The sequence below is a fragment of the Caballeronia sp. LjRoot31 genome (genome assembly GCF_964253885.1).
Lineage (GTDB): Bacteria > Pseudomonadota > Gammaproteobacteria > Burkholderiales > Burkholderiaceae > Caballeronia.
Genome location: NZ_CAXURX020000001.1, coordinates 872592 through 887392 on the forward strand (window position 1 = coordinate 872592; position 14801 = coordinate 887392).

General features: G+C 60.4%; 15 protein-coding genes. 8 read left to right on the forward strand and 7 right to left on the reverse strand.

Annotation, left to right across the window (positions count from 1 at the left end):
* Positions 1–294: 294 nt before the first annotated feature.
* A complete protein-coding gene (gene radC / locus ACSQ8V_RS03665; RefSeq protein ID WP_436204926.1) occupies positions 295–1071 on the reverse strand; it encodes a RadC family protein in 777 nt (258 codons plus the stop codon).
* Positions 1072–1422: 351 nt separating this feature from the next.
* On the opposite strand from radC, the gene ACSQ8V_RS03670 reads away from it, so the two are divergent.
* The 7 genes from ACSQ8V_RS03670 (at position 1423) to ACSQ8V_RS03700 (ending at position 8451) form a co-directional block, all read left to right on the forward strand.
* Positions 1423–1878, forward strand: coding sequence for an FKBP-type peptidyl-prolyl cis-trans isomerase (locus tag ACSQ8V_RS03670; protein WP_213762363.1), 456 nt, complete (start codon positions 1423–1425; stop codon positions 1876–1878).
* A 2-nt stretch (positions 1879–1880) separates the two neighbouring features.
* Complete coding sequence (ispH, locus tag ACSQ8V_RS03675) at positions 1881–2837, forward strand: 4-hydroxy-3-methylbut-2-enyl diphosphate reductase (RefSeq protein ID WP_089163464.1); 957 nt, start codon at positions 1881–1883, stop codon at positions 2835–2837.
* Positions 2838–3326: 489 nt separating this feature from the next.
* Positions 3327–4595: a branched-chain amino acid ABC transporter substrate-binding protein gene (locus ACSQ8V_RS03680; protein ID WP_436204927.1), complete on the forward strand. Its 1269-nt coding sequence runs from the start codon at positions 3327–3329 to the stop codon at positions 4593–4595.
* A 185-nt stretch (positions 4596–4780) separates the two neighbouring features.
* Entirely contained in the window at positions 4781–5731 is a 951-nt protein-coding gene (locus ACSQ8V_RS03685) for a branched-chain amino acid ABC transporter permease (protein ID WP_213762365.1), read from the forward strand.
* A gap of 15 nt (positions 5732–5746) precedes the next feature.
* Complete coding sequence (locus ACSQ8V_RS03690; protein WP_213762366.1) at positions 5747–6916, forward strand: ABC transporter permease subunit; 1170 nt, start codon at positions 5747–5749, stop codon at positions 6914–6916.
* A 24-nt stretch (positions 6917–6940) separates the two neighbouring features.
* Positions 6941–7717: an ABC transporter ATP-binding protein gene (locus tag ACSQ8V_RS03695; protein WP_436180927.1), complete on the forward strand. Its 777-nt coding sequence runs from the start codon at positions 6941–6943 to the stop codon at positions 7715–7717.
* A gap of 29 nt (positions 7718–7746) precedes the next feature.
* Positions 7747–8451, forward strand: a complete 705-nt coding sequence (locus ACSQ8V_RS03700; protein WP_089163536.1) for an ABC transporter ATP-binding protein — start codon at positions 7747–7749, stop codon at positions 8449–8451.
* Positions 8452–8526: 75 nt separating this feature from the next.
* On the opposite strand, the gene ACSQ8V_RS03705 is transcribed toward ACSQ8V_RS03700, so the two are convergent.
* The 3 genes from ACSQ8V_RS03705 to ACSQ8V_RS03715 all read right to left on the reverse strand — a co-directional run bounded on the left by ACSQ8V_RS03705 (position 8527) and on the right by ACSQ8V_RS03715 (position 11456).
* The gene (locus ACSQ8V_RS03705) at positions 8527–8949 is read right to left on the reverse strand and encodes a GNAT family acetyltransferase (protein WP_213762368.1); all 423 of its coding nucleotides are present in this window, start codon (positions 8947–8949) and stop codon (positions 8527–8529) included.
* Entirely contained in the window at positions 8946–10130 is a 1185-nt protein-coding gene (locus tag ACSQ8V_RS03710; protein ID WP_436204928.1) for an acetylornithine transaminase, read from the reverse strand. Before ACSQ8V_RS03710 ends, ACSQ8V_RS03705 begins: the two co-directional genes overlap by 4 nt.
* Positions 10131–10424: 294 nt before the next feature.
* Positions 10425–11456 (reverse strand): CDP-6-deoxy-delta-3,4-glucoseen reductase, encoded by a 1032-nt coding sequence (locus ACSQ8V_RS03715; RefSeq protein ID WP_213762370.1) that lies wholly within the window; start codon positions 11454–11456, stop codon positions 10425–10427.
* Positions 11457–11515: 59 nt separating this feature from the next.
* Here ACSQ8V_RS03715 and ACSQ8V_RS03720 point away from each other — a divergent pair, with 59 nt between their 5' ends.
* A complete protein-coding gene (locus ACSQ8V_RS03720) occupies positions 11516–12640 on the forward strand; it encodes an NAD-dependent epimerase/dehydratase family protein (protein ID WP_436204929.1) in 1125 nt (374 codons plus the stop codon).
* Here the strand turns inward: ACSQ8V_RS03720 and ACSQ8V_RS03725 are convergent.
* The 3 genes from ACSQ8V_RS03725 to ACSQ8V_RS03735 form a co-directional block, all read right to left on the reverse strand.
* Complete coding sequence (locus tag ACSQ8V_RS03725) at positions 12606–12782, reverse strand: hypothetical protein (protein WP_436204930.1); 177 nt, start codon at positions 12780–12782, stop codon at positions 12606–12608. The genes ACSQ8V_RS03720 and ACSQ8V_RS03725 overlap by 35 nt on opposite strands.
* Positions 12783–12915: 133 nt before the next feature.
* Positions 12916–13785: an alpha/beta hydrolase gene (locus ACSQ8V_RS03730; RefSeq protein WP_436204931.1), complete on the reverse strand. Its 870-nt coding sequence runs from the start codon at positions 13783–13785 to the stop codon at positions 12916–12918.
* 145 nt (positions 13786–13930) lie between these two features.
* Complete coding sequence (locus tag ACSQ8V_RS03735) at positions 13931–14653, reverse strand: pseudouridine synthase (protein ID WP_436180932.1); 723 nt, start codon at positions 14651–14653, stop codon at positions 13931–13933.
* Between the last annotated feature and the right edge of the window lie 148 nt (positions 14654–14801).

Below are 14801 nucleotides of genomic sequence, written 5' to 3' on the forward strand. Positions count from 1 at the left end.
AACGCCAGATACATTTGGGACCGCTTCGGGCTACCGAGAGGTTTGCCCGAAATGATGACCGCGTACGCTCGGAACAGGTTGGTTGAAAGAAGCAAACCGAGATTCTAACCGCAAAAAACCAGCAAAATCAACTCTTTTTGGTACCGGACGAGGTATCCGCCCATCTGGTCCGGGGCAGGTTTCGTGCGGTTTTCCGCCCGCAATGCCTCATTCAGGCTTGGTTTTGCCGCCTTTTGCGGCCAGCGGGCTATTAAATCAGTGAAATCAGCGTTCGGCTGTCACTTCGGCTGCAACTCATGCCGGAATCCATCCCTGTCGCGAAAACGAGAAAACCTCGTTCGAGGTCACCACCAGATGATCCAGCAGCCGGACGTCGATCAGCGCGAGCGAGTCCTGCAGCACGCGCGTCAGCCTGCGGTCGTTTGCGCTCGGCTCGACGCCGCCGGAGGGGTGATTATGCGCGACGATCAGGCTGGCCGCATTTAATGTGAGCGCCCGCCGCACGATTTCGCGAGGATAAACGGCAACACGAGAGATCGACCCCTTCGCCGACTCGTCCACGGTGATCAGGCAATGTCTGATGTCGAGAAAAAGGGTGACGAACACTTCGTTGGGCCGCGTGCCGATCAGCCACTTCAAATAGTCTTCCACTGCCTGCGGGGCGTCCAGCAAGGGCCGGTCGCGGGTTTTTTCCGCGAGCGAACGCTGGCACAGCTCCGAGACAGCAAGCAGCAGCGCCGCCTTCGCCGGGCCGATGCCGCCGAACCTGCGTAATTCCGTCGCAGTCGTGCTCAGCACGCCTCTAATTGATTCGAACCGGACCAGGAGGTCGCGCGCCACGTCAACGGACGTCATGCCAGGGCGGCCCGTATTCAGGAACAATGCAAGCAACTCAGCGTCCGATAACGTCTGAGCGCCCAGTTTTAACAGGCGTTCGCGCGGACGATCGCGCGCAGGCCAGTCGAGCATGCGCATGACGGCAGGCTCGATATGTGCGGGAGGCTCCGCGGCGAGCAGGTCGGCGGCAGAATAGGGCGCGTTGTTTTGCACCAACTCGAGCCGGGCGTTCATGTCACGCTCCTGCCCGCGTGCAATCGCGGAAAGAACGTCAGAACCAAGGTTGAAATCGAGATTGAAAATAGCGTCGGAAGCGGCGACTGGCCGGCCCGTCCGCTATCACGCTGGAGCATTGGTCGGATCGAGGCGGGGCTGTCGTACTGTGGCTTACAATGTAGGTTTGGCACTTCCCCGAGCGCCCGTTCAGTGGTTTGCCCAACGGATGCTTCAGCTCCTGCGGCGCGGTGCCCGGGTGCCGGCCAAGCTTTCGCCACGACTGCGTCCCGTTTGGACGCCCGGCCTTTTATCGGACGGCGGGACCGGCTGAGAAGGTAATTACGGCTTTTACGGCTACCACGATCAAACATGAGCATCATTGATATTTCCGAGGTGAAACCCGGTTCGCATGTCACGCTTCATTACCGGCTTGCGCTTGAGGATGGAGCGGACATTGTCAGCACGTTTGCCGACAAGCCCGCCACGCTGTTATTAGGCGCCGGTCATCTTGCGCCGCCGCTCGAAGACATTCTGCTGGGTCTGAAGGTGGGCCACCACTCGACCTTTCGGCTGATGCCTGGCCAGGGGTTCGGTCCGCGCAATCCGGAAATGCTGCAATGGGTGTCGTTAGCCACGTTGCGTGAGAACGCGATGATCGGCGAGAATTTTTCTCCCGGCGACCTCGTCGAATTCAATGCGCCGGGCGGTGGCCGTTACGCGGGCGTCCTCAAGGAGGTCGGCGAGACCTCCGCGCTGTTCGATTTCAATCATCCGCTTGCCGGCCAGGCGCTGGCGTTCGAAGTGAAAATCATCGGAATTCTGTAGCCATGAGCTCCACTGACACCCTTCTCGATGTCGAAATTCTTCTCGCCCAGCCGCGCGGCTTTTGCGCCGGCGTCGATCGCGCAATCGAAATCGTGGAGCGGGCCATCGCGCTGTTTGGCGCGCCTATTTACGTACGCCACGAGATCGTGCACAACGCCTATGTCGTCGAGGATCTGCGCAAGAAAGGCGCGGTGTTCATCGAAGATCTGGCGGATGCGCCTGAAGGCAGCACGCTGATTTTCAGCGCGCACGGCGTGTCGAAAGCGGTGCGCTCGGAGGCGGAAACCCGGGGCTTGCGCGTGTTCGACGCTACCTGCCCGCTGGTGACCAAGGTGCATATGGAAGTCGCGAAGATGCGTCAGGAGGGCTTCGATATCGTGATGATCGGCCACAAGGGACACCCCGAAGTGGAAGGTACGATGGGACAGAGCGGTGAGGGCATGCATCTGGTGGAGGATATCGAGGACGTGGAAGCGCTCACGCTTGCCGATCCCGACCGGATTGCGTACGTGACGCAAACCACGCTGTCAGTGGATGACGCCTCCGCGATCATCGGGGCATTGAAGTTGAAATACCCGTCGGTAAAAGAGCCGAAGAAGCAGGATATTTGCTACGCCACGCAGAATCGTCAGGACGCGGTGAAGTTTCTCGCGCCTCAATGCGATGTGGTGATCGTGGTCGGCAGCCCGAACAGCTCGAATTCAAGCCGGCTGCGTGAAGTCGCTGAAAAGCGCGGAATCCCCGCCTATATGGTGGATTCACCCACGCAAATCGACCCGAAATGGGTGGAAGGCAAAAAGCGCATCGGCGTGACGGCGGGCGCGTCGGCGCCGGAAGTGCTGGCGCAAGCTGTGATCGCGCGGTTGCGGGAACTGGGGGTGCGAAACGTGCGCCCGCTGGAAGGGATCGAGGAGACGGTTTCGTTTCCGCTGCCGCGCGGGTTGACGCTGCCGGGGTGATGCGCCATCTGCGAAGCGTCGTCCTTCGTTCCTGAATTAGAGGCTTAGAGGCGAAGTCGAAATTGTATTGAGAGGCCGCTCCAACCCGTGTTGGCGCGGCTTTTTATTTGTGCGCCTTAAAAAATGTCGCGCCCAAACGCCGCACCCGCGAGCACGGCACCCGGGTCGCTACGAGAACGCCCGGATTGACCGGCTGATTTTGCACTCGCACCATGAAAGTGCGTTTTCGCGAATTCGCATGGCCGCCAAAGCAATGCAACGCATTGGTGTTTACCCACGATGCCAGTCAATGGTGCAACTTGCGCACCGGGGCGGGGCGCAACCGGGTTGCTCCGAGACCTCCGCCAGAGGCCAAAGAGAGGGTTGCAATGGAGGAAAACCCCTGTCGCTGAACAATATTGCACGTCTCAAAAACCGAGTTACAATGCGCGCGTTCCAAGCCGGATGGGCTGGAAACATCAGCTTCTCAGGGCGCCGGAGACCGATTGAATGCGAATTAAGTTTGGCTTTGTCGTGACCATCGCGGCTGCAGTTGCGATGGCAACGGCGTGCAGCAAAAAAAGTGACAACGAGCAAGCTGCGGGGGCGTCGGCGGTGCCGGAAGCCTCGGCGAGTGTGGGGGGAAGTGCGCCGGCCGTGGCGGCATCCGCATCGGTGGCTGCGGCCTCCGCGCCCGTGCCGGCCAGCACCGCGACTATCGTCAGGATCGGCCACGTCGCGCCGCTTAGCGGACCGCTGGCCCATCTTGGGCAGGACAACGAAAACGGCGCAAGGCTGGCCATCGAGGAAATCAGTGCTCAGGGACTGACTATCGACGGTCACGCGATTCATCTCGAACTGGACACGCAGGACGACGCAGCCGATCCCAAGAAGGGCATTGCAGCGGCGCAGCAATTGGTGGCTGACCACGTGGTGGCGGTGGTCGGACATTTGAATTCGGGCGTGTCGATTCCGGCATCGAAGATCTATAGCGACGCGGATGTGGCGCAGATCTCGGGTGCGACGACCAACCCCGCGTTCACGCAGCAAGGGTACAAAACGACGTTCCGTGTGGTGCCGACGGACGCGCGCCAGGGGCCGGTGCTGGCGACTTATGCGCTCAAGACGCTGCACGCGCGAAAAATCGTGGTCGTCGATGACGCCACGCTCTACGGCCGGGGTCTCGCGAACGAGTTTGCCAAGGCTGTGGTCGCAGGCGGCGGCCGCATCACGGGGCACGAAGTGACGAGCGAAAAAGCGCGCGATTTCAAGGCGATCTTGAACAAGATCAAGCACGTCCAGCCCGACGCGGTGATGTTCGGCGGCATGGACGTGACCGGTGGACCGTTTGCCAAACAGGCTGCAGCTTTAGGCATCAAGGCGAAGATTCTTGGCGGTGACGGCATGTGTTCCGCCGACATGGCCACGCTCGCGGCCAACGCAGCGCCGAACGTGGTGTGCTCGGAACTTGGCGTGGACGTGTCGAAGCTGGACAAGGGCGGGGATTTCGCGCAGCGCTATGAAGCCCGTTTCCATCTGCCGGTCCAGAGCTACGCACCGTTCACCTATGACGCCGTATATGTGATTGTCGACGCCATGAAGCGGGCTAATTCGATTGAAGCGCCAAAGGTGCTTGCCGCGATTGCATCGACGGATTTCAATGGCCTGACAGGACACATTGCATTCGATGACAAAGGTGATTTGAAAGGCGGCGGCGCAATTACGCTAATCGATTTCAAGGATAACAAGAAGAACGTCATTGACGTCATCACGCCGTAACCGTGTGTTGCGGCGCCGCGCGGCGAATGCACACCTGGTTGAGCAGCCCCTCGATTCGTAGTCACTTTCAGACGTTTTAGAGTTTTTTTTCAAGTACGCGCGGTGCGGTTGCGTTTTTTTCTTCCCTTCGGTTTATCGGCCAGCGATAAAGCGTAAATCTAGTCGCACGGGCTAAGGAGCCTTCAATGGATATCTTCATCCAGCAGATTATCAACGGGCTGGTGCTTGGCAGCGTCTACGCCATCATCGCGTTGGGTTACACGATGGTGTACGGGATTCTCGGCATCATCAACTTCGCTCACGGGGACGTGCTGATGGTCGGCGCCATGGTCGCGCTGTCCGCCATCGGCGTCATGCAGAACCACTTCCCGGGCATGCCGTTAGCGTTGGTGCTGGTCATCGCGCTACTGGTTGCCGCGGTCGTCTGCGCGCTGGTCGGCTACACCATCGAACGCGTGGCTTACCGGCCCTTGCGTCGGGCGCCGCGTCTTGCGCCGCTGATTACGGCTATCGGCGTATCGATTCTTCTCCAGACGCTGGCCATGATGATCTGGGGCCGCAATCCGCTGGCCTTCCCGCAACTGCTGCCGACCGATCCGATCAACGTGATTACGGCCACCGCCGATCGTCCGGGCGCGGTCATTTCGATGACGGAAATCGTGATTATCGTGGTGGCGTTCCTCGTGATGGGCGGCTTGCTGCTGCTCGTGCACAAGACGAAACTCGGCCGCGCGATGCGCGCCATTGCCGAGAATCCGGGCGTCGCGAGCCTGATGGGGGTCAACCCTAATTTCGTGATCTCCGCGACCTTCATGATCGGCTCTGCGCTTGCTGCGCTCGCCGGTGTGATGATCGCCTCCGAATACGGCAACGCGCACTTCTACATGGGCTTCATCCCTGGGTTGAAGGCATTCACGGCGGCGGTGCTGGGGGGGATCGGCAACCTGGGCGGCGCGATGGTGGGCGGCGTGCTGCTCGGCCTGATCGAACAACTGGGTGCCGGGTATATCGGCAATTTGACGGGCGGTGTGTTCGGCAGTAACTACCAGGACGTGTTCGCGTTCATCGTGCTGATCGTCGTGCTGGTGTTCCGTCCGTCCGGCCTGCTCGGCGAACGTGTCGCAGATCGCGCTTAAACAGGGAGACCAAGCATGACTTCAATTCAACCGATCGAGCCGTCGACCACGCTCATCCCTGAAAGAAAAACGGCGAAGAATTACGCCGTCACGGTGCTGGTTACCGCGCTCGTGATCCTCGCGCCCATGTTGATCGGCGCGGCCGGCGGCAATTACTGGGTCCGCGTGCTCGACTTCGCGATGCTGTACGTGATGTTGGCGCTTGGCCTGAACGTGGTGGTGGGTTTTGCCGGCCTGCTGGACTTGGGCTACATCGCGTTTTACGCGGTGGGCGCATACGTGGCTGCGTTGCTGTCCTCGCCGCAACTGACCACGCAGTTCGAGTGGATCGCGCACCTGTTCCCCAATGGCCTGCATACGCCGTTCTGGATCATCGTGCCGTGCGCGATGGCGCTGGCGGCCACCTTCGGCGTGTTGCTCGGTGCACCGACGCTGCGTCTGCGCGGCGATTACCTCGCTATCGTGACGTTGGGCTTCGGGGAAATCGTCCGGATCTTCATGAACAACCTGGATCGTCCGATCAACATCACGAACGGGCCGAAGGGGATTACGGGCGTTGATCCGGTGTCGCTGTTCGGCTTCGATTTATCGAAGTCCCATTCGTTGTTCGGGTTCAACTTCCCCTCGGTTTACAACTATTACTACCTGTTCGTGCTGTGTTCGCTGTTCGTGATCTTCGTGTGCGTACGCTTGCAGCATTCGCGTATTGGCCGCGCGTGGGCCGCGATCCGCGAAGACGAAATCGCCGCCAAGGCGATGGGCATCAATACCCGTAACGTGAAGCTGCTGGCCTTCGCGATGGGTGCGTCATTCGGTGGTTTGTCGGGCGCGATGTTCGGTACGTTCCAGGGATTCGTCTCGCCGGAATCGTTCACGTTCTGGGAATCCATCGTGGTGCTGGCCTGCGTGGTGCTGGGCGGCATGGGCCACATTCCAGGCGTGATCCTGGGCGCGGTGCTGCTCGCCGTGTTCCCCGAATTCCTGCGCTCGACTATGGGTCCGCTGCAGAACTTCATCTTCGGTCATCAGATCGTGGACACCGAAGTCATCCGCCAGTTGCTCTACGGTCTCGCGATGGTGCTGATCATGCTGTATCGCTCGGAAGGCCTGTGGCCGTCTCCGAAACACGAAGACAAGATCGCGAAGATTGCGAAGCGCGCTGGCAAGAAGCCGGTGCGTGCCTAAGCCTCGAGCAGCGGAGAAAAAACAATGAGCGAAAAACCCATTCGACTGTCCGTGAAGGGCGTGAACAAGCGCTTCGGCGGCTTGCAGGCACTGGCCGAAGTTGGCCTGGAAATCAGGGAAGGCGAAATCTACGGCCTGATCGGCCCGAACGGAGCAGGCAAGACCACGTTCTTCAACGTGATCACGGGCTTGTACACGCCGGATTCGGGTTCGTTCGTCCTCGATGGCACGCCGTACACGCCGACCGCCGTGCATCAGGTGGCGAAGGCGGGCATTGCGCGTACCTTCCAGAACATTCGCCTGTTCGGCGGCATGACGGCGCTCGAGAACGTGATGGTCGGACGCCACGTGCGAACGAAGCACGGCCTGATCGGCGCGGTGTTGCAGACGCCGTCGGAGCGTCGTGAAGAGAAGGAAATCAAGGAGCGCGCGCTGGAGCTGCTGGAGTATGTGGGCGTGTTGCAATACGCGGATTACACGTCGCGCAACCTGTCGTACGGGCACCAGCGCCGGCTGGAAATTGCGCGTGCGCTGGCCACCGATCCGAAGTTGCTCGCACTCGATGAACCCGCCGCCGGCATGAACGCGACCGAGAAGGTCGAGCTCACGCGCCTGCTCGACAAGATTCGCAGCGACGGCCGCACGATCCTCTTGATCGAACACGATGTGAAACTGGTGATGGGATTGTGCAACCGGATGACGGTGCTCGATTACGGCAAGGTGATCGCCGAGGGTCTGCCGCACGACGTGCAGAAGGATCCGAAGGTGATCGAGGCTTATCTCGGGGCAGGGGTTCACTGATGGCTACGATGAATGGCGCGAACGGCGCAATGTTGAAGATCAAGGGCCTGCAGGTCAGCTACGGTGGTATTCACGCCGTCAAGGGCGTGGACCTGGAAGTCGGCCAGGGCGAACTCGTGACGCTGATCGGCGCGAACGGCGCGGGCAAGACGACCACGATGAAAGCCATCACGGGTCTGAAGGCGTATTCGGCTGGCGATATCGAATACATGGGCCAGTCGATCAAGGGTGTGCCGTCGCATGAATTGCTCAAGCGCGGCCTCGCGATGGTGCCGGAAGGGCGGGGCATTTTTGCGCGCATGTCGATTCTTGAAAACATGCAGATGGGCGCGTATTTGCGTAACGACAAGGACGAAATCGACAAGGACACCGACCGCATGTTCGGCTTCTTTCCGCGGCTGAAAGAGCGGGCGTCGCAGTATGCGGGCACGTTGTCGGGTGGTGAACAGCAGATGCTGGCCATGGCGCGGGCTTTGTTGTCGCGGCCGAAGCTGTTGCTCCTCGACGAACCGTCGATGGGTCTCTCGCCGATCATGGTCGAGAAGATCTTCGAGGTGGTGCGTGAGATTTCGGGCGAAGGGCTGACGGTGCTGCTGGTCGAGCAGAACGCCCGGCTGGCGTTGCAGGCGGCGAATCGTGGGTACGTGATGGATTCGGGTCTGGTCACCATGTCGGGTGATGCAAAGACCATGCTGGATGATCCGAAGGTCCGGGCTGCTTACTTGGGTGAATAATCGGCATTGTTGAATGAAGAAGCCGCATGCCTTTGAAGAAGGGCATGCGGCTTTTTTTAATGCGCGATCAAAAGTTCAAAGCCGCTTACCGAGGCTGATCACTTCATCCCTCTGATAACCGAGCTTCGCGTAAAACGCCTGGGTTTCAGGCTTGTTCGCCATGATCTGCAAATTCAGCTTCGGACATCCGATGGCGGCAAGCGCGCGTTCCGCATGTTCAACCAGCGCACGGGCATAACCATTACCGCGTTGATCCTCGGCGACCGCGAGCGAATACATCCATCCGCGATGTCCGTCGTAACCCGCCATCACCGTGCCGATCAGACGCTCTTCCAGCATGCCGACGAAGAAGAACTCCGGCTGCATGGCGAGCTTGTTTCGAATCGATAAACGCGGGTCCCGCTGCGGTTTGCCAGGCGTGGCGTATTCGGGAAACGCTTGTGCCCAGAGCGCGAGCACGGCCTGCGTGTCGCGCTCATCGAAGACCCGGATAATCAAAGCGCGTCCAGCACGGACCGCAGCATCGACATCATCTGGTCGATCTCGTCCTTCGTCACGTTCAGCGCCGGCATGAAGCGCAGCAGGTTCGGCCGCGCTGCGTTCAGAAGCAAACCATCCGGTCCCATGTCGCGCGCCATTTCGACAATCTTTGGACCGTTGTCGTTATTGAGCAGCAACGCGCGCAGCAAACCTTCGCCGCGTTCGCCGTTAAAACCGCGCTCTTCCGAAAGCTGCAACAACTGCGCCTTCAGATACTCGCCGCGTTCCCGCACGCCTTCGAGAAAACCCGGCGCCGTCAGTTGCGAAATCACCGAAAAACCCGCCGCCGTCATCAGCGGATTGCCGTTGTACGTGCCGCCCTGGTCACCGGGTTCGAAGCACGCCACTTCCTTGGTCGAAAGCAGCGCGGCCAGCGGCACGCCGCCGCCAATGCCCTTGCCGAGCGTCATGATGTCCGGCTCCACGCCCGACAATTCATACGCGAACAAGGTGCCGGCGCGACCGCAACCGCTTTGCACTTCATCGACGATCAACAGCAACCCATGTTTCTCCGTCAGCGCGCGCAAAGCCTGCATGAACTCGCGCGTGGCCGGAATCACGCCGCCTTCGCCCTGGATAGGCTCGAGCATCACGCCAACGGTTTTATCGGTGATGAGCTTTTCCACCGATGCGATGTCGTTCAGGTCGGCCTTCGGAAAACCCGGCACCTGCGGTGCATAGAGGGTGTCCCAGCCCGGCTTGCCGCTGGCCGACATGGTCGCCAAAGTCCGGCCGTGGAAGCTGTGATCGAACGTGATGATCTCGTACGCGCCGCCCTTGAACTTCTTGCCCCACTTGCGCGCAAGCTTGATCGCGCCTTCGTTGGCTTCGGCACCGCTGTTGGCAAAGAACACTTTGTCGAAGCAGCTGTTGGCGGTCAGCAAGGCGGCGAGCTGGGCCATCGGCGCGTTGTAGAACGCGGGCGACGGGTTGATCAGCGTGCGAGCCTGTTTGTCCATGGCTTCGATCATGCCGTCGTTGCAATGACCCAGACTATTCACCGCCCAGCCCTGGATGAAGTCGAGGTATCGCTTCTCGTTGTTGTCGTAGAGCCAGGAACCCTTGCCGTGGGTGAACACGATCTCAGGACGGTTCGTGATAAACATCAGCGATTCGACGGGGTACTCTTGGAAATTCATGACGGCGGGCTCCACGAAAACAGCAAGTAAAAAAAGTGGCGAGATAAAAAACCGAACCAACAATGCAAAAAGCCACGGAATTCCGTGGCTTCATGGTGGCGAAATGTGCGCTGGTTCGAAAACTCAAGCGCCAATCCGTGACGAGCCAGCGGCATCCCTATGGGAGCGGCGAGCGACGTCGAAGAGTGGCGTAAATTTTGAGCATTCGCGAAGAATACGTTACGAAGTTCCTGCGTGTAAACCATGTCGGCCCGATTTTTTGTCGAGCCGCCACACTCGCAGGCTTTGGTGCGCCTAAACCGGATTGGCCAGATCCGCCGCGCTGGTGAACGAATCGGCGTAGAACTCGTCCTCCGGCAAACGGTGATGACTCGTGAAATCGCGTTGCGCCGATTCCACCATCACCGGCGCGCCGCACGCGTACACCTGATAGCCGCTCAAGTCTGGCAGATCTTCGATGACAGCACGATGAACAAAGCCCGTACGCCCGGTCCACGCATCGCTTTCATCGGGTTCCGAGAGCACCGGCACGAACGAGAAGTTCGGTACATCTTTCGCCCACTGTTCGGCCATGTCCATCATGTACAGGTCCTGCTTGCGGCGGCCGCCCCAATAGAGCGTCATGGGCCGGTTCAGGTTCTTGAACACAGCATGTTCAATGATTGCCTTGATGGGCGCGAAGCCCGTGCCGGAAGCGAGCAGCACAATGGGCTTCTCTGAATCTTCACGCAGGAAGAATGTGCCGAGCGGGCCTTCGAAGCGCAGAATGTCGCGCTCTTTCATGGTGCCGAACACGTGGTCCGTGAAGGTGCCGCCAGGCATGTGGCGAACGTGCAACTCGATCGGGCCTTCGTGGTGCGGCGGGCTCGCCATCGAATAGCTGCGGCGCTTGCCGTCCTTCAAAATGAATTCGATGTACTGGCCAGCCAGGTATTGCAGCCGTTCGTTGGCCGGCAATTGCAGCTTCAGTTCAATGACGTCGGCCGCCTTGCGTTCCAGCGCGTTCACCCGGCAAGGCAGCTTCTTGACCTGAATGTCGCCTACGCCTGCCACTTCGCGTATGTCGATCGTCAGGTCGCCCTTGGGCGTCGCGCAGCAAAGCAGGGCCATGCCGCGGGTTTTCTCGTCGTTGGACAACGCCGACGACGAATGCGGCGCCTGCTCGACTTCGCCGGACACAACCGTGCCCTTGCATGAACCACAGGCTCCGTTCTTGCAGCCGTAGGGAAGTCCTATGCCCTGACGCAGGGCGGCGAGCAGCACCGCTTCGTCGGGTTCTACCTGAAACTGCCGGCCGCTTTGCCGGAGCGTTACGTTGAAAGCCATAGATCCTGGATGAGTTGGATGAAACAAATGCAAAAGCTGTCGCGGCTACAATCGACAGCATGATAGCCACTCGAAAACTACGCCGCGCGCGCGTGCTGATTGCCGGTTGCGGCGATGTCGGCCTGCGTTGCGTGCCGCTTCTCGCCCACCGTGCCGCCGCGCCTCGCGTGATCGCACTTTCAAGTCAACCCGCGCGCGCAGCCGAATTGCGCGCCGCAGGCACAACACCGTTGATTGCCAACCTGGACGAGCGCCGCAGCCTGCGACGGCTGGCCGGTCTTGCATCCACGGTGCTGCATCTCGCGCCACCGCAGAAAACCGGCGACGACGACAGCAGGACCCGCGCGCTGATTGCCGCGTTGAGTGCGCCGCGACGCTCCGTTGCGCGCGAGGCGACCAGCGCCGTGGCCCGTCAGCGGGCATGGCGCGGATGGTTTCGTGCGACCTTCAAAAGCGCTATGCCTGCGACCGTCAGAATGGGCGGCAACGCGCACGCCAAAGCCATAAAAAGAGCGTCTATTGTACCCGACCGGGTTTCGGGCGCCGCCGCGCGCCGGGCGCGGATCCGCCTGATTTATGCGAGCACGTCGGGGGTTTACGGCGATTGTGGCGGGGCGTGTATCGATGAGACGCGCCCGGTCAGGCCGGACAACGCACGCGCGAAACGACGTGTATCGGCGGAAACGCAATTGCGGGGCGCTACGCGGCGCGGCGTGCTGAGTGCATCGATTGTGCGGATTCCCGGGATCTACGCCGGCAACCGTTTGCCCCTGGCACGACTGCACAAGAGGACGCCGGCGCTTGCGCCGGCCGATGATGTCTACACCAACCATATCCACGCCGACGATCTCGCCGCCATTCTCGTGCTCGCGATCCGGCGAGCGCGGCCGCAGCGCGTGGTGCATGCATCGGACGACAGCGACTTGCGCATGGGGGATTATTTCGACCTGGTTGCCGATGCGTTCGGCTTGCCGCGCGTTCCCCGCGTTTCGCGCGAGCAGGCGGAGGCGCAACTCGAGCCGATGATGCTCTCGTTCATGCGCGAATCGCGACGTCTGCAGAACACCCGGTTGCGAGACGAAATGCGTTACGCGCTGCGTTATCCGAGCATCGGCGACTTCTTGCGCCAGGCGATCGTTCATCCGGCCGTTACATCAGTACCGGCAGCGTCTCCAGCAGGATGAAGCACAGCAAGGCCCCGATCAGCGCACCAATCAGGTTGGGTTGATAGCGATGGTGCCGATGCATTGTCACCAGCAATCCGACGATAAACAACACGCTGATGGCAACGAACGCAATCATTGCAATGGTCGTGTGAGCGGCCATGGTGGCCCTCCTGCTTCTTTTAATAGTCGTGTAAGCAGTATAGATTTTCGTCGTAAGAAAGCCATGCTGCAGTGCGGCGTCAGCGTGTTGTGTTAACACCTATGGAATTGCCACGGCGAGCGTAATGTTGCGGTTATTGCGAATCGATGAACGCCGATATATCCGCGAGCACTGTGGAGCGTCCACGCAACGGCAACGCCAGCGCCGAAACAATCCGGATATGACCGAAGCCGTCGTAATGTTTGACCTCCACCGAGTCGCCATGTTTGCGCAGCATGGCCGCCAGACGGTCGGTGTTGCCGGGATCGACGACGGTGTCGTCCGTGCCGGCTGCAAGGAACATCGGCGGCTCGTGGCCGGTGACGAAATTGATCGGCTGGCTCTCGGCGCGCGTGCCTTCTGGAAATACGTCGAATAGCGTGGGATCCGTGAGCGGCAGGAAATCGTAAGGTCCAGCCAGGCCGATCACCCCGCGCAAGTCGGCTTTCGACATCGATTGCGAAGCGAGATAACGCGGATCGGTCGCGATCAGCGCAGCCAGATGAGCGCCTGCTGAGTGGCCCATGACGAACAGCCGCGACGGATCGCCGCCGAATTCATGCGCGTGGTCGCGGGTCCAGCGCGCGGCCGCCGCCGCATCATCGACAAAACCAGGAAACGCCGTTTCCGGATACGTACGGTAGTCAGGCAGCACGGCCACGTAGCCGCGCGAGGTCAACGCCTGCGCGACAAACAGATAATTGCCGCGATTGCCGGTCTGCCAGCTTCCGCCGTAGAAAAAGACGACAACCGGACGCGGCCCGGTAGCCGGCGCGGCGGCGGGTACGTATACATCGAGTACCTGGCGCGGATCGTTTCCGTACGCGATATCTGGCGTTTTCCTGTAACCACTCGACGGGATAGTGGCGTTCAAAAATTTGACGGGACTACAGGCGGCGAGCGCTGCAGCGCCAAGACTCGCAAGACCCAATGTCACGATGCGGCGTTTTTGTTGTGTGGGCATAAATGTCGAAAAGCAGGGGGGTGCCACCTTCTACGCTCGAAGCGCCGGGATGGATGCAGCGTGCGGGGCTGGTCTGATGGAGACGTTAAACCCGCCGTGATCGTGACTTGGCGCGCTGTCGCACGAATATGACACACGAAGCGCGTCAGCAATGCCTGAGCATGGCGAGGTCTGCATCGTCCAGCCAGCGCCATTGGCCTTCGGCCAGTTCATCGGGCAGAGCAAACCCGCCAATACGCTCCCGATGCAATTTCTCCACGCGGTTCCCCGCCGCCGCAACCATCCGCTTCACCTGGTGATACTTGCCTTCGAGCACCGAAAGCTCGAGCTGTCGCTCGTCGCGCTGTTCGGCGCTGACTGCTGCAACGGGTTGCGATTCGCCATGCAGCAAGACGCCATTGCGCAACGCCAAGAGTTGAGCATCGTCCAGTGGATGGCGCGTGGTCGCCAGATACACCTTCGGTACCTTGCGTTTCGGCGATGTGAACGCATGCACGAACGCGCCGTCATCGGAGAGGAGCAGAAGGCCGGTCGTGTCCTGATCCAGACGTCCCACGCATTGCACGCCGCGCTCGGTCAACTGTGGCGGCAATAGGTGAAAGACGCTCAGGTGGTGTTGCGGATCACGCGAGCACTCGTAGCCCGGCGGTTTGTTCAGCACCAGATACGCTTTCTCCCGATACCGCCACGTCGCGCCATCGACTTGAAACTCGAATGACGCGAGCGTGTCGGACGCAATGTCGATCGTGGCATTGGCGGCATTGCTACAGGACGAGCCCGCGATGGACACGCGGCCATCGGCTATCAGCGCGCGGCATTGGCGGCGCGAGCCGAAACCCTGCGTGAAAAGAATGCGTTCGAGATCCATCAGGGTGGTTCTTGGCTCAGGCAGAAAGAAGGGACGGACATTCTAGCAACCCGCGTGCTTCGATCCCTTGCGGCGGCCGCCGAGCAACACCGGGATTTAGGTGAGCACATCATGAACGAGGGCCCTGTTGAATGCATTGCATACCGGC